Raw genomic sequence first — 18461 nt, 5'->3', positions numbered from 1 at the left:
CTTTTCTGGATCTCGTTTCTGGAATGGGTTATCGATTTTCACTCGCTGGCCATAGGAAGAGCGATTCCCTTTCTATCCATGGAAAGAGCAAAAGCTTATTCTACCGGAAGAGCAATAGCTTCGTTTGGATCAAGACCAGAAATGATTTCCACTTTATCGCCAAAGGTTCGCCCCAGACGAACATAACGTCGGGTTAGCTGTTGGTTGTTAGCAACCCACACCATATCCATCTGCCCAAACTGGCGCAAATACTCTTGGGGCACCAGCGTACGTTCGACTTTTCCGGTTGTTACCAATACCCGGGCAAACATGCCGGGTAGAAATTTAGGATTAAATTTAATATCAGTTTTTACCTCAAAGCTTCTCGCATTGGCATCAGCCGCGGGGACAATTTCGCCAACGGTGCCATCAAGAATTTCCTGCAAACTATCAATTTTTATTTTTACCGAATCGCCAACAGTTAAATCCAAGGCTATGGATTCACGAATATTGGCAACCACCTGCAAACTGGATGGGTTATATAAACTTAAAAGCGTTTGCCCTGGCGTAGCCATATCACCGGGCTCGGCGAGTCGATCAACAACGCGTCCGGATATCGGCGATTTAATGGTTGCATAAGCTAACGCCGATTCAGCTTCTTGTAAGGCCTGCTTAGCACCAATTAACTGGGCTTTAGTCTGCCTTGCACTGGCACTGGCATTGTCCAGTTCGCTTTTGGAAACCAGCCCCTGACTCTGCAATTCTTTAACCCGAGTAAAGTTTCGCTCTGCTTCATCGGCTCTGGCCTTCACCGCACTTATCTGCGCTTTTGCCTGAGAAACCCGGGCGTCGAGATCGGTACTGTTTAGGGTTATCAGCACATCGCCTTTTTCAATTAATTGCCCGGCGCGAACATTGATGGTTTCAATCCGTGCCAATATCCGACTTGAAACCAATGTCGCATCCCGCGCCTGCAGCGCTGCCGGAAATGACTCAAAGTCATCAAGGGTTTGGCGTTCAACCGTAAACGCGGCCTGGTAAGGCATGTCTTTAGCGGCAACAACCGCAGGCTCAACTTTGTCTTTAAACGCGCCTGCCAACCAGGCAATAGCCAGTAATAACACCGCGATAGCGACCAGCGGCATGACTAATATTTTGATTCGATGAGTAATAGGTTGACTAGTCATTAATCGAAATACCTTCTGGGTTTGAGTCTTTATCAAATACTAAAAAATACACCATGGGAACCACCAACAATGAAAACAATGTCGATGCAATGATGCCGAAGATAATAGCCAGTGCCAGGCCATTAAAAACGGGATCCAGGGTGATGATGAGGTTACCAAGCAAGGTGGTACCGGCGGTCAGCAATACCGGCCGCATCCGCACTTCGCCAGCGGTTAAAATGGCTTCTTTTATGCTCGCCCCCGCGGCTCTGGCCTGAGAAATAAACTCAACCAGGATCAGCGAGTTTCTGACCACTATCCCTGCCAACGCTATCATGCCTATCATCGCTGTAGCGGTGAATAGCACGGGTTCTGGCGCCCCGGCAATAACCCTTTCACCAAACTGATTCATCAGGAAAAAGCCGGGCATGATGCCGATGATGGTCAAGGGAATCGCTGACATAATAATTAACGACAAGGCGGTGCTTTGAGTCTGCCACTTCAGGACAATGAAGATACCCGTTAACGCAAAAGCAAAGGCAATACCCATATCGCGAAATACATCAATGGTAATGCGCCACTCGCCTTCACCGGAAAACGAATAGCTGGTGCCATCGGGTAAACTCCAGCCAAGGCCTGCACCGGAGCTTAAAAATGTGCGTTGCTGCCAGTCTTTGCCTGCCGCTTCAGGTTGATTAAAATCACTACTTATATCGGCGATAACTTCGGCCGGTGTGCGGCCGGAAAGCTCGGCAGTTACGTAGATAACCGGGCGAAGATCTTTACGCATGATCGGCTGCGATACGGATTTCGTTTGCCATGTTCCTAATTCGGCCAAAGGTACAATGGGTTGTGGCGCGTTTTCCAGTCCTAACCCCTGGTTTTGCTGTGCAATACCCATCCGGCCTTTTAACTGCATGGCGGAGATATGAGATAAATCCTGTCTTATTTCAAAAGGAAGTTTTACCTTGATTGGGATTGGCTGAGCATCAAATGGCTGCTGATACACACCCGCAAATGACCCATCAACCGCAATAGCAAGTGCTTGATTCACTTCCTGAGTGGAAATCCCGGAAAGTGCTGCCTTTTGCTTATCAATGACAAACCGGGAGATCTGCTGACTGGCAATCATGCTCGAATCCACTTCGACCACATGAGCTTCTTGTTCTAAACGTGCTTTTACCTTATTCGCGGCTTGATAATGAATATCTTTGTCTACCAAAGGTTCTGCATAGACTTCGGTCACTAAGGTGCTCATCACCGGCGGTCCTGGCGGTACTTCGACAACCTTTATCGAAATATCGTCGGTTTGCAACGGCGCCAAAAGCTGCCGTAACCTCAGGACAACGCCGTGAGATTGATGCTGGCGTTCCTCTTTATCGATTAGAACCACCCGAATGTCACCAAGATGTTGGCCCTGTCGCTGATAATACCCACGTACTAAACCATTAAAATCGATAGGGGAAGACTCGCCCACATAAACGGCCAGAGCCTCGACTTCCGGTAAGCTCTGAGCGATTGTTGAAACCTTTTGTGCTAACGCTGCGGTTTGTTCAAGAGAAGCGCCTTCAGGTAAATCCAGTAAAACCTGAATTTCATTTTTGTTATCAAAAGGCAATAGCTTTAATGGCACCGCTCGGAAGATTGGCAGTGATGCCGAGGCGATGAACAATATGAGTACCGCAACCAATCCCAATTTGATTCGACCGCGGCGCTCGAGAATAGGATTAAGAATACGACGATATAAGCTTGTACCTGTCTGTGTCAGAGCAGATTCGGTTATAGCCGATTCGCTTGCAGCGTGTTCAGATTGAGCTGACTTGGTTTGGGAAGTCTTTTCGGTTCTCAGAAATTTTTTAGCAAGCCAGGGAGTAACCAAAAAGGCGACCAGGGTTGAGATCATCACCGATACCGGAACATTAAATGCCATCGGTGCCATGTAGGGTCCCATCATCCCGGTAATAAAGGCTAAGGGTATAAACGCCAGAATAATGGTTAACGTAGACATCAACAATGCGGGACGAATTTCCTGCATCGCCGCAACAATTTTTTCGCTGGCATTGCGACCTGCCTGCTTAAGCGTACGCTCAATGTTGTCGATACCGGTAATCGGATCATCAACAAGCAGGCCAAGGGATAAAATAAGGGCGAATAAGGTCACGCGGTTAATGGTGTAACCGAACATGTAATCGAGCATCAATGTCAGCCCATAACATACAGGCACCGCCAGACCAACGACGAGTGCCGGACGCCAGCCGAGGAACACGCCAATAAATACCACCACGGTAAATATCGCAAAAGCCAACGATGATGTAAGATTGTTCACTTTATCATTAGCGGTTTGGCCATAATCTCTTAACAGCTTGAATTTAACTTCTTCAGGCAAGATGGTTTGACTTATCTCTTCCATAGACTGCAGTACATTGGCACTAACCGATACCGCATTACTGCCTTTTTGTTTGGCGACACTAATGGTTACCAGGGGTAAGGATTCTGCCTGCTGCGCGAGTGCAAGGTCGTTGGTTTTGCTGTTACTGTCGGTTAGTTGCAACCACTGATAAGATTTTAACTCTTGCGGTCCATCAGTCACTTTTGCCACATCTTTGAGCAGCACAGGTTTGCCATTGATGATATTCACCACCATATTTTGCAACTGTTGGACATTACGAAATACGTCACCAGACTCAATAACAACCTGCTGATGAGAAAGGGTTAGAGAACCGTGGCGAGTCAGTTGATTGGAAATATCAATGGCACTGACAACATCGAGTACGGTGGTTTGTCGGGCAGCAAGCGCCTGAATGTCGAGATCAATTTGCAATGCCCGTTGCCGGCCGCCAACAACGTTAATCTCACTGGTATCATCGATTTGTTGCAATGAAGTAGATATTTCCTGGGCAAATCGACGTAATTGAAAATCGTCATAAAGAGAGGGAACAGTGCTATACAATCCGAGCATTAATATCGGCACATCATCCACTTCCTGAGGTTTAACCTGCCATTTGTCGACGACAACGGGAAGCTTGTCCTGGTTGGAGTAGAGCTTATTGTAAGTATTTACTATCGCTTTTTGTCTTTCTTCACCAACGTGAAAACGCAAGGTTACCAGTAACTTGCCATCCATGGAGGTCGAATAAATGTGTTCGATTCCGGAAATTTGCGATAACAGTTTTTCCAGAGGAATGGTGACCTGTCGCTCTACCTGGTTCGCCGTTAAGTTTGGCGCAAGCACGGAGACATCAATCATTGGAACCACTATCTGCGGTTCTTCTTCACGAGGTGTGATCTTAAGAGCTAATAACCCAAGTACCAGTGACAGGAAAAATATCACCAGCGGAATTCTCCCCTGTAGCGCCCTGGCTACCAGGTTATCGATCGGATGCGAGTTCATTATCGTACTATCTCGGCTTATTAATCGTCATTTTTACAAAACAGTTCATAGAGCTGTTCAATAAGTTTTACGGCTTTGTCATCGCTTATCGCATAGTAAATCGTTTGTGCGTCACGCCTGGTTTTCACGACATTGGCCTTTCTCAGAGCGGCTAGATGCTGTGATAAAGCGGATTGTGCCAAAGGAACCTGCTCATTTAATTCGGTTACTGAACACTCCGAATCCATTAAGCGGCAAAGAAGCATCAAACGATTTTTATTGGCTAAAAGCTTTAGCAATTGTTCCGCCTGTTCGGCATTTCCAGCCATTGCCTGTGCGTCCATTTTCCCTCCTCTCATCGAGGTATTAGTTGATTTATTGGCGTTCAGGAAGACTCGCAATCTAAGGCTGAGAATTCCCATTTAAGGTTGAGTATAAACCATTAAATTAGAAATGACTAATATTAGAGTTTGCTAATTTAAAAATATCTAATATACTGAACGGCGTAACTAGACAATTTTTTGGAGGCTTCATGGAAAGCGATACTGCGACAAGTACTTCTGGATTCAGCATGCATCAGGCTTTACGACTCATAGCCGGGATTATGATTTTAGTCAGCCTGGCATTAACACACTTTGTTCACCCCAACTGGGTATTTTTTACGGTGTTCATTGCACTAAACTTAATTCAGTCAGCCTTCACCAAATGGTGCCCAATGATAACGATATTAAGATCAGTAGGATTTAAGGAGTAAAAATAAATGCTGAAAACTATTCCCGAGTTAGTAAAAGCGGCAAGCGCAAATGTTCGCAAGATCAGTGCTGAGCAGGCACAGCAAGAAATGGCAGAGAAAGATGCTCTGTTTATTGATGTAAGAGAGCCTGGAGAGCATCAAAAAGAAGCGGTTGCCGGCAGCATCAACATTCCTCGCGGTGTTTTGGAAATGCAATTGGTTGAACGTGAAAAAGACCCGATGAGACCGATTTATCTGCACTGTGCTACCTCAGGCCGAGCGACTTTTGCAGCGGAACAGCTGGCCCGAGTTGGCTATCAGGATGTAACAGTAATTAGCTGTAAATTTGCCGACATTCAGCAAGTGTTTAAATAAGTTTTACTATTCAACTTTAAAGGGAAAGTTGGCATTGCCGACTTTTCCTTTGCCATCATAGCTGTAAATAAATAACCGATATTCACCCGCATGCTCTGGGGCTTTAAAACTCAGGCGCACCCCATCCTTAGTCTTCATTGTTTCAATAGTACTTAGTTTCACCGCTTGTGGCTCTTGCTCAAAAGCGCCGCCATCACTTCGCTCGGTAACTTCGGTTAATAAACGCCATTGATGGGTTAAGTCATCGTTCTCGGGATCCTTGACTACAACATCGGCTGTCAGCTCTTCACCAGGAGCGACGATAACACTGGACTGGGGCAATTGTTGATTTAACTTAATAGATTGAGTGAGCGGTGCACGGTTATTAGGATAGCTGCCGGTCCAGAAACGTGTCATTTCGTCTACTCTGGCATTGGCACTGCCATCTTTATTGAACATGCCAAACCAGGTTGGTGTGCGCTCCTGTTTCTGCCCCCAGTAAAATGCGTAATTACCGATAATTTTACCGGTGCGATCATTAACCAGGGTATTCTCAATACGAGCCATCATCGCTTTGGCCTTTACTGCGCTAGGCTCTTCAATCTCCCTACCCCACTGGGTTGTCGGCATCTCCCAAAATCCTGTAGGTCCGTATTCGGTAACCATTACCGGAATGTCGCGATTAATCTCTTCAATCGCTTCTGGCAGAATCTGCAAATCCCCATACACCTGAACCGAGAGGATATCGACAGTTGGCGTAAGCTCAAGCGCAACATCGATATGCTCTTTGATGGCTCCGGCAAAGGTATACGTTACCGGATGGTTGGGGTCGGTTTTGTGAATGTATTCGATCATCTCATTGATAGCCAAATACACTTTCGGATTAACCTTAGCTAAGCTGCCATCTTCAGCGAATAACAGGTTCGGTTCGTTGGCAATTACCCAAAGTAAAAGGTTCGGATGATTTTTGTACTTATCAACCACCGTCTTGAATCGTTCAAATTGTTCACGAACAGTCTGTTCATCGTTATAGTCGAAACCATGTAATTGTTTCTCGGTATCAAATCCCAGGGCTACCATTAACCCCAACTCCTTGGCTTTCGTCAGGATTTCGTCGGCATTATCTGCGCTCCAGGTGCGAAAGCTATTGCCCCCAGCAGCTTTTAACGCTTCCAGGTTTTTCCCTTGGTTCCAGCCAAGCCCAACACCTTTTACCGTGAACGGTTGGCCGTCGACCATGAGTTGATAAGTATTTTGCTGTTTTTCAATTTCTACTTTTTTCGGAGACCAATCGGTTTTTGCATGGCCATGAAAAGCGAAAAGTAACAGCTGTAAAAACATCAATATTGGTAATCGAGTATTGCATCTTTTTCCGCTATTCATTGTTATACCAATCCCATTAAATTATTGCTCACTCAGTGAGAATTTAAAGGCTTTTAGACAAGGCTTTGATTGCAGAGAATGGTCACTCCATTGTCAAAATCAGTAACGCAGGATAAACGCCTTTAAAACTCACCCGTAGGGAGTTAGTGAGAGGCCCATTTACTGCCCTATATTTCATTAATATAGAATGACTATATCAATAAAATCTATGTTGTAAATGAACCTCGGCCCTAACTCTGAGTTGTGCACAAACTTAGTGGGATTGGTATTAGGCGCCTTTTTATCTTATTGTTTCAATTACCTTACTCGAGGAAATTGATTCAAGTCCAATGAAAAACTTGGTCTAAACTTAAAAAAGTTTCGTGATCCCGCCGTACACATCAACCGAACAACAAACTAAGGTACTTCCTATGATCAAACTTAAAATATTGATTGTTGTCGCACTAATTGGCCTTGCCGGCTGTTCCAGCATCAATGACGATATTGAGATCATCTCTGATGTCGATCCCAAAGTGGATTTTATTGGCTATGAGACCTACGCCTGGATGGGATCCGCTGTGGTCGCATTTGATGAACAAGGCCAGTGGGAGCCACCGGGTTTTGACGCTGACAAAGAAGTTAAGTTTTATATTGACCGGGAATTAAGAGCCCGGGAAATGAGCGAAGATTCCTATAACCCAGATATGTTGGTTACTTATGTAGCCGGCGTTGATATGGACCATATTGAAGAAATAGATACCAATGATTCTAACTTGCCGAGCCTGGCCAATGTGCCTAAAGCGGCGCTAGTTGTTGTGTTCTTTGACGCCCAGACCGGTCAGCCAATATGGTATGGCGCCGCCGAAGGTGACGTGCAAGAAGATAAAACCGTGATGGAAACAAAAGAAAGACTCGATTACGCGGTATCGAAGATAATGGATGAATTTCCAAAATAATCATCAGGCCAACTAGCCTGATCTTTAGGCAACCTCAGCCGTATTAGTTGATATGTAATTCAATTTTGGGTGTTAAAGATGGATGGATATCTTTCAGGTTTAGCATTGTTACCTATCCTATTTGTGCAGGGAAAACAGGTACGCAGGCAAACCCCTGTGCTTCCAGAACCTGGTGGCCCGAGAATAGGCGTTGACGGCAATGGCAAGCCACTGAAGTTATTGATTGTCGGTGATTCTGCAGCTGCCGGGGTAGGCACTCAGCAACAGGATACAGCGCTGCTTGGACAAACCTTAAAACACCTCAAGCAGTCATTCGAAGTAAGTTATCAATTAGTGGCGCGTTCTGGCGCCACCACAGCGGAAACCTTAACCGTATTGGAGACACTTCCAAGTCAAAGCTTTGATACGGTTATCACTTCTCTTGGCGTTAACGATGTCACCAGCTCCGTCACTTTATCCACCTGGAGACAACAGCAGGCGATGCTAAGAAGCCTGCTTCAGGATAAATTTAAAGCCAAACAAGCGATTATCACTAAAGTACCGCCGATGCACCGGTTTCCGGCACTACCCAACCCTCTACGCTGGTATCTGGGAGACAGAGCCAAGCGCTTTAACGAGGTGTTGTGTCAGGATGTCGAACTGGAACAAAGGTGTCAGCTTCTTAATTTAGAAACCGCCGAAAAAGACATTCCAATGGCCAGTGACGGTTTTCATCCCGGTCCTGATATCTATCATCGCTGGGGTAAAAGAAGCGCGCATTTGATTAAGCGTTTTCATGCTAGCCCTTCCGAGGAACACTGAGTTCACCTTTTAGTGGGTTAGCCACCACTATTAAATATATCGTAGATGAAATTGCACAATGCATTGTCTCCTTGCGTTTCATACAAGTAGGTTGCTTCTTCCTGCATCATAGCGTGAGATTCAACTTCACCATGGACATCGATGTTTTCAAACCAACGTCGTAATAATCTTTCATCGAACAACATCATCAAGCTGATTGCAGTATTTGTATTTGCATTCGCATCTCTGCGTTGATAAAAGCTTTGTTTTTCGCGTTCAAGTGCTGTAACAATCTCTTCGTTATCCAACGCTTCATAAATTTTCTTCTGCAGCCCAAGCCCCATATGCCAACTGATGAGAGTCTTTCCTCGGTCGGTAAGTTCAGCGCCAAGAGAAATGCAGGCATCTGATATAGCCGCTTGTTCCAGACCTTTTTCACACCAATCAAATACAGGTTTATACGAAAGAAAAGGTACTGCCCCTATTCCCTCATAAGCGGCCAATCTGAAGTCACCAATTTCCGCTCCTGCCAAAGCCTGAGCATAGGTTAAAACCCTCTCGCCATACCTTTCATTAAAAGTCGATGCTTGTTCAATATGCTTAATATGCTCTATGACTTTATCGTCTTCTCCCTTTGAAGCGTAAAATATTGTCGCCGATACGTGCGGCGCGCCATTATTACTGTCTGCCGACACCAGATCGTCAATCAACGAGTCTGAACACCTTTCGTCTTCAGCACCGATACAGGCGTTAATAATATCGACGGAAATTAGAGGGTTACCAGGGAATTGTTGATGGTATTCCATTAATAAATCGAGTCGCGTTTTACCTTCAGGTGGAGGGGCAAAAAGCGAATAGTTAAAAGCATCAGCGTTTGATAAATGCCTTTTGGCTGCGTCCACTCTCTTTTTTTCATAGTCCTCAAAATGTTGTTGCAACTTTTCTTTTCTATCTTCAGCGTCCTCAAATAACTCGGGTAAGCACGCAAGTATTTCGGATTCAGCATCATCATTTTCAATAGAATCTTGCTGCAGTTCAGAGTCTTGAGGTTCTGATGATTCCGGAGGCTTAGGTTCGCTAGTTTGGACGTTAGTAATTTGGTTTTGCGATTGCAGCGGTTCTGTGTTTGCAGTTTCCGGTTTGCCAGTCAAAAACCACAGAAACAAAGCTAGGATAGCGAGTAGTCCTGCTCCTAAAATTCCTTTTTTAGCATTGTTGGGAGCTCTTTATTAAAACAAAGGTAGGGGTTGACTATAAAGCATTGAACCTATGAATTAAATGGCAAACGATTAATCATCATAGAATCAATTTGTTATATACAGTTCAGGAAGTTACCTGCAATAAAATATGTAAACTATATCGTGCCCGAATCAGGTTATTAGAAATTTGTTACAAAACCACATTAACACTAGGGTTATTTGGTGTTATCACGTAAAATTCAGCCATTAATTTATATCAAATCCATTAGAGAATTAAATCGCTGGAAATGCGGTTTAAAGAGCAGTGAGATGATGGCAACCGAAAACACCTTTGTACCCGAATTATTATCCCCAGCTGGTAGCTTAAAGAACATGCGATATGCGTTTGCTTATGGCGCAGACGCCGTTTATGCTGGACAACCCAGATATAGCCTGCGCGTTCGCAACAATGAATTTAACCATGAAAACCTGAAGATAGGCATCGACGAAGCTCACGCCCTGGGGAAGAAGTTATACGTGGTATGTAATATTCAACCTCATAATTCTAAACTTAAGACCTTTATCGATGATTTACGCCCTGTCATTGAGATGGGACCTGATGCACTGATCATGTCAGATCCTGGATTAATTATGATGGTGCGTGAAGCGTTCCCTGAAATGCCAATTCACCTGTCAGTACAAGCGAATGCGGTAAACTGGGCAACGGTAAAATTCTGGGCGGCAAATGGCGTTGAACGGGTTATCGTTTCTCGTGAATTGTCGTTAGAGGAAATCGAGGAGATTCGTGAGCATTGCCCTGAAACAGAGTTAGAGGTATTTGTTCATGGCGCCCTATGTATGGCCTATTCCGGGCGATGCCTGTTATCCGGATATATCAATAAGCGTGACCCGAATCAGGGAACCTGCACCAATGCCTGCCGCTGGGAATACAAGGTAGAAAAAGCGAAAGAGGACGACGTTGGCCAGATTGTTGAAGAATTTGATCCTAACCAAGCTCAAATCGTGGAAGTTCAGGAACAACGCCCTGATGTCGCAATAGGAAAAGGTAAACCTAGTGATGAGATGGTCCTACTTTCTGAAAGTCATCGACCGGATGAAAAAATGGCGGCATATGAAGATGAACATGGTACGTATATCATGAATTCAAAAGATCTGCGCGCTGTCCAACACGTTGAGCGGCTAACGAAAATGGGCGTACATTCGTTAAAAATTGAAGGACGCACTAAGTCTTTCTATTACTGTGCGCGCACCGCTCAGGTTTATCGTAAAGCCATAGACGATGCCGTTGCTGGTAAGCCATTTGATCAAGATTTAATGGGCACACTAGAGAACCTGGCACATCGTGGTTATACGGAAGGTTTTCTGCGTCGACATACCCATGATACCTATCAAAATTACGATTATGGTTATTCTGTTTCTACCAGCCAACAATTTGTTGGTGAATTTACGGGTAATCGCCGTGGCGATTTGGCAGAGCTTGAAGTTAAGAACAAGTTCATTGTTGGTGACAAGCTTGAGTTAATGACGCCACAGGGCAATGTCATCTTTACTCTCGAGCATATGGAAAACCGAAAAGCAGAATCAATCGATGACGCTAAAGGCAGCGGCCATATCGTTTACATTCCGCTACCTAAAGATTTAGATTTGCAATATGCACTGCTAATGCGAAACCTGAACGATGGTCAGGATACCCGCAATCCCCAGGGTAAATAACGATGGCGTTATTAATTACTAAAAAATGTATTAATTGCGATATGTGCGTACCGGAATGCCCAAATGATGCAATTTCTATGGGCAAATCCATCTTTGAAATCAATCCTGACCTATGCACCGAGTGCAAAGGTCATTACAACAAGCCCACGTGCCAGTCTGTATGCCCTATCAGTAAGTGCATCATTACCGACCCAAATCGCATCGAAACCGAAGATCAGCTGTACGAAAAATACGTGGTAGTTCAGGGGTTGGCGTAAATAAAGATTAGGTATGAGGTGGACTTGACGATAGTCGTCAAAGGTGGATTCGAATCAAAAACCGATTCGAGGGTGGAGTTAAAACGATATCGTTTTAATGGTGGAGTTGCAGCCTAGCTGCAATGAAAAAGGTTACTAGGTATCCCAAAACACGAGGAAGTCGAGTGTTTTGCTCCTCAGTAAATTGCTCTTCGATAACTGCTCCTGCGTTATTCTAACCACATACATCCATGTATTAGTGCATTTTCTGCATATAGACCGTCCATGGTCAAAAGCGAATAGGGTTCCTATTCGTCACCCAAAAATACGACGCAGTGGAGTATTTTATCCAACTGTCTTCTTGAGTTGGTCAAGCCTAGGCTTTCTTTGAATTTTCCGCTGATATTTAATACTTACGCGGCCTAGCGATTATGTCCACGGATGGACGGTAAAGCGACGTTTCAGGGATGGTTAAACGTCGCAGACCTACGCTCACATGCGTTCCCGCAAGTGGGGTGTTAGCCTTTATTCGAATGAAGAAGGGCATCTATCCCTTTAACTTTTATTTTGCGCTATTTTATTTTCCGCGCATAACGAAAAAGGGCACCCTTTCGGATGCCCTCTTTCATTTGAATGGGAGCCTAGCGATGACCTACTCTCACATGGGAACTCCCACACTACCATCGGCGCTATTGCGTTTCACTTCTGAGTTCGGCATGGGATCAGGTGGTTCCACAACGCTATTGTCGCTAGACAAAAACTGGTTTAATTTTGAATAAAGTCTAAGTGAATTAACTCTGCTCAAACATCATTTAAAATGAAACTTTACATTTTAAGTTGAAAAGCCCGCTCAGTTGAGCGGGCTTTTGTCGTTAATTAGGAGCCTAGCGATGACCTACTCTCACATGGGAACTCCCACACTACCATCGGCGCTATTGCGTTTCACTTCTGAGTTCGGCATGGGATCAGGTGGTTCCACAACGCTATTGTCGCTAGACAAAAATCGTACGCTAGAAGATTTTTGCCCCGTTGGCGAACGGGGCCTCCTGATGCGTTCTGAGTATTGTTTACTCCGCTATCAAGACGCTTCTAACTTTAATTCGAAAAGCTGTATTAATTTCAATTCTTACTCTATCTATTTGACTGCGTAGCATGTCAAACAACACAATTTTCTTTGGTGTTGTATGGTTAAGCCTCACGGGCAATTAGTATCAGTTAGCTCAATGCCTCGCAGCACTTACACACCTGACCTATCAACGTTGTAGTCTCCAACGACCCTTTAGGGAGCTTAAAGCTCCAGTGAGAACTCATCTCAAAGCCTGCTTCCCGCTTAGATGCTTTCAGCGGTTATCAGTTCCGAACATAGCTACCCGGCAATGCCACTGGCGTGACAACCGGAACACCAGAGGTTCGTCCACTCCGGTCCTCTCGTACTAGGAGCAGCCCTCTTCAATTCTCAAACGCCCACGGCAGATAGGGACCGAACTGTCTCACGACGTTCTAAACCCAGCTCGCGTACCACTTTAAATGGCGAACAGCCATACCCTTGGGACCGACTTCAGCCCCAGGATGTGATGAGCCGACATCGAGGTGCCAAACACCGCCGTCGATATGAACTCTTGGGCGGTATCAGCCTGTTATCCCCGGAGTACCTTTTATCCGTTGAGCGATGGCCCTTCCATACAGAACCACCGGATCACTATGACCTACTTTCGTACCTGCTCGATGTGTCTATCTCGCAGTTAAGCTGGCTTATGCCATTGCACTAACCGTACGATGTCCGACCGTACTTAGCCAACCTTCGTGCTCCTCCGTTACGCTTTGGGAGGAGACCGCCCCAGTCAAACTACCCACCAGACAGTGTCCCCAGCCCCGATTAGGGGCCTAGGTTAGAACATCACGCATACAAGGGTGGTATTTCAAGATTGGCTCCACTCTATCTGGCGACAAAGTTTCAAAGCCTCCCACCTATCCTACACATGTAGGAGCAATGTTCACTGTCAAGCTATAGTAAAGGTTCACGGGGTCTTTCCGTCTAGCCGCGGGTATACGGCATCTTAACCGCAAATTCAATTTCACTGAGTCTCGGGTGGAGACAGTGTGGCCATGATTACGCCATTCGTGCAGGTCGGAACTTACCCGACAAGGAATTTCGCTACCTTAGGACCGTTATAGTTACGGCCGCCGTTTACCGGGGCTTCGATCATGAGCTTCGCTTGCGCTAACCCAATCAATTAACCTTCCGGCACCGGGCAGGCGTCACACCGTATACGTCATCTTTCGATTTTGCACAGTGCTGTGTTTTTAATAAACAGTTCCAGCCACCTGGTTACTTCGACCGACCGAGGCTTAGAGAGCAAGTCTCATCACCCTAGCCGGCGTACCTTCTCCCGAAGTTACGGTACTATTTTGCCTAGTTCCTTCACCCGAGTTCTCTCAAGCGCCTTAGTATTCTCTACCTAACCACCTGTGTCGGTTTGGGGTACGGTTCCTTATAATCTGATGCTTAGAAGCTTTTCCTGGAAGTAGGGCATCAACAACTTCAGCTCCGTAGAGCCTCGTCTCGTATCTCAGCCTTAAGAAGAACCGGATTTACCTAATTCTTCAGCCTACATACTTTCACATGGACAACCAACGCCATGCTTGCCTAGCCTGCTCCGTCCCTCCTTCGCAATTATAAGAAGTACAGAAATATTAATCTGTTTCCCATCGACTACGCGTTTCCGCCTCGCCTTAGGGGCCGACTTACCCTGCCCTGATTAACATGGGACAGGAAACCTTGGTCTTTCGGCGTGGGGGTTTTTCACCCCCATTATCGTTACTCATGTCAGCATTCGCACTTCTGATACCTCCAGCAAACTTCTCAGTTCACCTTCAACGGCTTACAGAACGCTCCCCTACCACTGGAGCATATCCTAAAATCATCTCTATCCGCACAGCCCATCGACTGTTTGGGGACGCTTGAGTGTTTTCTCTTCATTTATCAAAAAGAAGAAAACACAGAAGTCTTAAATAACTTTAGTGATATGCTCCAATCCGCAGCTTCGGTGCATAGTTTAGCCCCGTTACATCTTCCGCGCAGACCGACTCGACTAGTGAGCTATTACGCTTTCTTTAAAGGGTGGCTGCTTCTAAGCCAACCTCCTAGCTGTCTATGCCTTTCCACATCGTTTCCCACTTAACTATGACTTTGGGACCTTAGCTGGCGGTCTGGGTTGTTTCCCTTTCCACTATGGACGTTAGCACCCATAGTGTGTCTCCCGGATAGCACTCATTGGTATTCGGAGTTTGCAAAGGGTTGGTAAGTCGGGATGACCCCCTAGCCTTAACAGTGCTCTACCCCCAATGGTGTTCGTCCGAGGCTCTACCTAAATAGATTTCGGGGAGAACCAGCTATCTCCCGGCTTGATTAGCCTTTCACTCCGACCCACAGGTCATCACCGCATTTTTCAACATACGTGTGTTCGGTCCTCCAGTTGATGTTACTCAACCTTCAACCTGCCCATGGGTAGATCGCCGGGTTTCGGGTCTATGCCCTGCAACTGAACGCGCAGTTAACACTCGCTTTCGCTACGGCTCCCCTATTCGGTTAACCTAGCTACAGAACATAAGTCGCTGACCCATTATACAAAAGGTACGCAGTCACCCCGAAGGGCTTCCACTGCTTGTACGTATGCGGTTTCAGGTTCTATTTCACTCCCCTCACAGGGGTTCTTTTCGCCTTTCCCTCACGGTACTGGTTCACTATCGGTCAGTTAGGAGTATTTAGCCTTGGAGGATGGTCCCCCCATATTCAGTCAAGATTTCTCGTGTCCCGACCTACTCGATTTCACGGTAAGTTCATTTTCGTGTACGGGGCTATCACCCTGTATCGCTGAGCTTTCCAGCTCATTCCACTAACTTACAAACCGCTTAAGGGCTAATTCCCGTTCGCTCGCCGCTACTAAGGAAATCTCGGTTGATTTCTTTTCCTCGGGGTACTTAGATGTTTCAGTTCTCCCGGTTCGCCTCGTTAAGCTATGAATTCACTTAACGATACCCGCCTGATGACGGGTGGGTTTCCCCATTCGGACATCTGAGCCTATAACGCCTTTTATCGGCTTAACTCAGCTTTTCGCAGATTAACACGTCCTTCATCGCCTCTAACTGCCAAGGCATCCACCACATACGCTTAGTCACTTAACCATACAACCCAAAGAAAACTCACGAAGAATCTCTTCAAGACGACAAATGGCAGAATTCAGAAAGCAGAATCTGCTTGCTGTGCTCTGTGCACTGTTGTCTTTCGTTGTATGTCTGACAATTTCACGCAATCTAATAGATTACTTGAGTAAGAATTAATAATCATAAAGATTATTAGCCGGATAACTTACGTTATCCGTTTTGGTATTTATATTTGGCCAACACCTCGCGCGACACGAGTTGTTGAATATAAACACCGGGTTTAATATCAGCTTTCCAAATTGTTAAAGAACATTGAAACTGCACACATTCGGCAACTTCATGGTTAAAAAAACCAAACGTAAATTATAGTTCATCCATAACTTAGGTTTGGCCTTTCTTTCGATGACTCGTTTTCTTTTCGCGTTTAGTCAAGGCGTTTGGTGATGACGTTTATTTTTCAATAAACGAATCGACAAACAACGCAGAATAAACGTGAAATTGGTAGGTCTGAGTAGACTTGAACTACCGACCTCACCCTTATCAGGGGTGCGCTCTAACCAGCTGAGCTACAGACCTACTATGTACTGCAGTCAAATGGTGGAGCTAAGCAGGATCGAACTGCTGACCTCCTGCGTGCAAGGCAGGCGCTCTCCCAGCTGAGCTATAGCCCCATAATTCTGACGTACAGGGTCATCGTCTTAATTTCGTTATCAAAGCAATTTGTGTGAACACTCAAGAAAGTTGTTTTACTTAAGGTAAGGAGGTGATCCAACCCCAGGTTCCCCTAGGGTTACCTTGTTACGACTTCACCCCAGTCATGAATCACAAAGTGGTAACCGTCCCCCCGAAGGTTAAACTAGCTACTTCTTTTGCAACCCACTCCCATGGTGTGACGGGCGGTGTGTACAAGGCCCGGGAACGTATTCACCGTGGCATTCTGATCCACGATTACTAGCGATTCCGACTTCATGGAGTCGAGTTGCAGACTCCAATCCGGACTACGACAGACTTTGTGGGATTCGCTCCACCTCGCGGTCTTGCTGCCCTCTGTATCTGCCATTGTAGCACGTGTGTAGCCCATCCCGTAAGGGCCATGATGACTTGACGTCGTCCCCACCTTCCTCCGGTTTATCACCGGCAGTCTCCTTAAAGTTCCCGACACTACTCGCTGGCAAATAAGGATAGGGGTTGCGCTCGTTGCGGGACTTAACCCAACATTTCACAACACGAGCTGACGACAGCCATGCAGCACCTGTCTCAGAGTTCCCGAAGGCACTAATCTATCTCTAGAAAATTCTCTGGATGTCAAGGGATGGTAAGGTTCTTCGCGTTGCATCGAATTAAACCACATGCTCCACCGCTTGTGCGGGCCCCCGTCAATTCATTTGAGTTTTAACCTTGCGGCCGTACTCCCCAGGCGGTCAACTTAGTGCGTTAGCTGCGCTACCCACGGATCAAGTCCACAGACAGCTAGTTGACATCGTTTACGGCGTGGACTACCAGGGTATCTAATCCTGTTTGCTCCCCACGCTTTCGTGCCTCAGCGTCAGTTTTTGTCCAGGTGGCCGCCTTCGCCACTGATGTTCCTTCCAATCTCTACGCATTTCACCGCTACACTGGAAATTCCACCACCCTCTACAAAACTCTAGTCATACAGTTCGAAATGCAGTTCCCAGGTTAAGCCCGGGGCTTTCACATCTCGCTTATACAACCGCCTACGCACGCTTTACGCCCAGTAATTCCGATTAACGCTCGCACCCTCCGTATTACCGCGGCTGCTGGCACGGAGTTAGCCGGTGCTTCTTCTGCGAGTAACGTCACAGCTAGCAGTTATTAGCTACTAACCTTTCCTCCTCGCTGAAAGTGCTTTACAACCCGAAGGCCTTCTTCACACACGCGGCATGGCTGCATCAGGGTTTCCCCCATTGTGCAATATTCCCCACTGCTGCCTCCCGTAGGAGTCTGGGCCGTGTCTCAGTCCCAGTGTGGCTGATCATCCTCTCAAACCAGCTAGAGATCGTCGCCTTGGTAGGCCATTACCCCACCAACTAGCTAATCTCACTTGGGCTAATCAAAAGGCGAAAGGTCCGAAGATCCCCTCCTTTGGTCCGTAGACATTATGCGGTATTAGCAGTCGTTTCCAACTGTTGTCCCCCACCTTAAGGCATATTCCCAAGCATTACTCACCCGTCCGCCGCTCGACGCCGAAGGTGCAAGCACCTTCTCGTTTCCGCTCGACTTGCATGTGTTAAGCCTGCCGCCAGCGTTCAATCTGAGCCATGATCAAACTCTTCAATTAAAAAGTTGTTGTCCTTGCGGACCATGCTCAATGAATCACTTGTTACCAATTAAGGTAACTGACATATAAACGTATATTAAATAAATTAATAAAGACTCATGTGTCACAAATCATTAAGACTTTTATATTGCTCTTACGAGCTATATGGTA

Annotated in this window: 11 protein-coding genes, 2 tRNA genes and 4 rRNA genes; 6 read left to right on the top strand and 11 right to left on the bottom strand. The window is 46.0% G+C overall.

Going from position 1 to position 18461, the window contains the following annotated elements:
* Window positions 1-95 precede the first annotated feature (95 nt).
* The 3 genes from FNC98_RS05365 to FNC98_RS05355 are packed head-to-tail and all read right to left on the bottom strand — an operon-like array spanning window position 96 to window position 4859.
* The gene (locus tag FNC98_RS05365; RefSeq protein ID WP_143580286.1) at window positions 96-1166 is read right to left on the bottom strand and encodes an efflux RND transporter periplasmic adaptor subunit; all 1071 of its coding nucleotides are present in this window, start codon (window positions 1164-1166) and stop codon (window positions 96-98) included.
* Window positions 1159-4536 carry an efflux RND transporter permease subunit gene (locus tag FNC98_RS05360; protein ID WP_143580285.1) on the bottom strand — a complete coding sequence of 1126 codons (3378 nt, stop codon included), beginning with the start codon at window positions 4534-4536 and terminating at the stop codon, window positions 1159-1161. The genes FNC98_RS05365 and FNC98_RS05360 overlap by 8 nt, the downstream gene beginning before the upstream one ends.
* A 20-nt stretch (window positions 4537-4556) precedes the next feature.
* Window positions 4557-4859 (bottom strand): ArsR/SmtB family transcription factor, encoded by a 303-nt coding sequence (locus FNC98_RS05355; RefSeq protein WP_143580284.1) that lies wholly within the window; start codon window positions 4857-4859, stop codon window positions 4557-4559.
* A gap of 227 nt (window positions 4860-5086) precedes the next feature.
* Here FNC98_RS05355 and FNC98_RS05350 point away from each other — a divergent pair, with 227 nt between their 5' ends.
* The gene (locus FNC98_RS05350) at window positions 5087-5269 is read left to right on the top strand and encodes a DUF2892 domain-containing protein (RefSeq protein WP_144035467.1); all 183 of its coding nucleotides are present in this window, start codon (window positions 5087-5089) and stop codon (window positions 5267-5269) included.
* Window positions 5270-5275: 6 nt separating this feature from the next.
* Entirely contained in the window at window positions 5276-5623 is a 348-nt protein-coding gene (locus FNC98_RS05345; RefSeq protein WP_143580283.1) for a rhodanese-like domain-containing protein, read from the top strand.
* 6 nt (window positions 5624-5629) lie between these two features.
* On the opposite strand, the gene FNC98_RS05340 is transcribed toward FNC98_RS05345, so the two are convergent.
* Window positions 5630-6985, bottom strand: coding sequence for a glycoside hydrolase family 2 TIM barrel-domain containing protein (locus FNC98_RS05340; protein ID WP_143580282.1), 1356 nt, complete (start codon window positions 6983-6985; stop codon window positions 5630-5632).
* A gap of 410 nt (window positions 6986-7395) precedes the next feature.
* Here FNC98_RS05340 and FNC98_RS05335 point away from each other — a divergent pair, with 410 nt between their 5' ends.
* Together FNC98_RS05335 and FNC98_RS05330 are read left to right on the top strand one after the other, a co-directional pair.
* Window positions 7396-7920: a DUF4136 domain-containing protein gene (locus tag FNC98_RS05335; protein ID WP_143580281.1), complete on the top strand. Its 525-nt coding sequence runs from the start codon at window positions 7396-7398 to the stop codon at window positions 7918-7920.
* A gap of 78 nt (window positions 7921-7998) precedes the next feature.
* Window positions 7999-8721 (top strand): SGNH/GDSL hydrolase family protein, encoded by a 723-nt coding sequence (locus FNC98_RS05330; RefSeq protein WP_143580280.1) that lies wholly within the window; start codon window positions 7999-8001, stop codon window positions 8719-8721.
* 17 nt (window positions 8722-8738) lie between these two features.
* On the opposite strand, the gene FNC98_RS05325 is transcribed toward FNC98_RS05330, so the two are convergent.
* On the bottom strand, window positions 8739-9851 hold the full coding sequence (locus FNC98_RS05325) for a hypothetical protein (RefSeq protein ID WP_143580279.1): 1113 nt from the start codon (window positions 9849-9851) through the stop codon (window positions 8739-8741).
* A 360-nt stretch (window positions 9852-10211) separates the two neighbouring features.
* Between FNC98_RS05325 and yegQ the strand changes: the two genes are divergently transcribed.
* Together yegQ and FNC98_RS05315 are read left to right on the top strand one after the other, a co-directional pair.
* Window positions 10212-11612, top strand: a complete 1401-nt coding sequence (gene yegQ / locus FNC98_RS05320; protein ID WP_144035466.1) for a tRNA 5-hydroxyuridine modification protein YegQ — start codon at window positions 10212-10214, stop codon at window positions 11610-11612.
* A gap of 2 nt (window positions 11613-11614) precedes the next feature.
* A complete protein-coding gene (locus tag FNC98_RS05315; RefSeq protein WP_143580278.1) occupies window positions 11615-11869 on the top strand; it encodes a YfhL family 4Fe-4S dicluster ferredoxin in 255 nt (84 codons plus the stop codon).
* Window positions 11870-12487: 618 nt separating this feature from the next.
* Here FNC98_RS05315 and rrf (FNC98_RS05310) read toward each other — a convergent pair.
* From rrf (FNC98_RS05310) to FNC98_RS05285, 6 genes are all read right to left on the bottom strand, one after another.
* Window positions 12488-12602 (bottom strand): 5S ribosomal RNA (rrf, locus tag FNC98_RS05310).
* Window positions 12603-12730: 128 nt separating this feature from the next.
* Window positions 12731-12845, bottom strand: a 5S ribosomal RNA gene (rrf, locus tag FNC98_RS05305).
* A 187-nt stretch (window positions 12846-13032) separates the two neighbouring features.
* Window positions 13033-16033, bottom strand: a 23S ribosomal RNA gene (locus tag FNC98_RS05300).
* A gap of 478 nt (window positions 16034-16511) precedes the next feature.
* Window positions 16512-16588: transfer RNA gene (locus FNC98_RS05295), tRNA-Ile, on the bottom strand.
* A gap of 19 nt (window positions 16589-16607) precedes the next feature.
* Window positions 16608-16683: transfer RNA gene (locus FNC98_RS05290), tRNA-Ala, on the bottom strand.
* A gap of 85 nt (window positions 16684-16768) precedes the next feature.
* Window positions 16769-18311: ribosomal RNA gene (locus FNC98_RS05285) — 16S ribosomal RNA — on the bottom strand.
* The 16S, 23S and 5S rRNA genes sit together here with 2 tRNA genes alongside, the layout of an rRNA operon.
* Window positions 18312-18461 lie beyond the last annotated feature (150 nt).

Origin of the sequence: Thalassotalea sp. PS06, assembly GCF_007197775.1 — a bacterium.
GTDB lineage: Bacteria > Pseudomonadota > Gammaproteobacteria > Enterobacterales > Alteromonadaceae > Thalassotalea_A.
The sequence above is the reverse complement of the archived record's forward strand: the minus strand, read 5'-3'. Positions and strand labels throughout refer to the sequence as shown.

Excerpts from the sequence above, each read along its gene's own strand:
- FNC98_RS05365 (WP_143580286.1), bottom strand. The coding sequence starts at position 1,166 with ATGACTAGTCAACCTATTACTCATCGAATCAAAATATTAGTCATGCCG.
- FNC98_RS05360 (WP_143580285.1), bottom strand. The coding sequence starts at position 4,536 with ATGAACTCGCATCCGATCGATAACCTGGTAGCCAGGGCGCTACAGGGG.
- FNC98_RS05355 (WP_143580284.1), bottom strand. The coding sequence starts at position 4,859 with ATGGACGCACAGGCAATGGCTGGAAATGCCGAACAGGCGGAACAATTG.
- FNC98_RS05350 (WP_144035467.1), top strand. The coding sequence starts at position 5,087 with ATGCATCAGGCTTTACGACTCATAGCCGGGATTATGATTTTAGTCAGC.
- FNC98_RS05345 (WP_143580283.1), top strand. The coding sequence starts at position 5,276 with ATGCTGAAAACTATTCCCGAGTTAGTAAAAGCGGCAAGCGCAAATGTT.
- FNC98_RS05340 (WP_143580282.1), bottom strand. The coding sequence starts at position 6,985 with ATGAATAGCGGAAAAAGATGCAATACTCGATTACCAATATTGATGTTT.
- FNC98_RS05335 (WP_143580281.1), top strand. The coding sequence starts at position 7,396 with ATGATCAAACTTAAAATATTGATTGTTGTCGCACTAATTGGCCTTGCC.
- FNC98_RS05330 (WP_143580280.1), top strand. The coding sequence starts at position 7,999 with ATGGATGGATATCTTTCAGGTTTAGCATTGTTACCTATCCTATTTGTG.
- yegQ (WP_144035466.1), top strand. The coding sequence starts at position 10,212 with ATGGCAACCGAAAACACCTTTGTACCCGAATTATTATCCCCAGCTGGT.
- FNC98_RS05315 (WP_143580278.1), top strand. The coding sequence starts at position 11,615 with ATGGCGTTATTAATTACTAAAAAATGTATTAATTGCGATATGTGCGTA.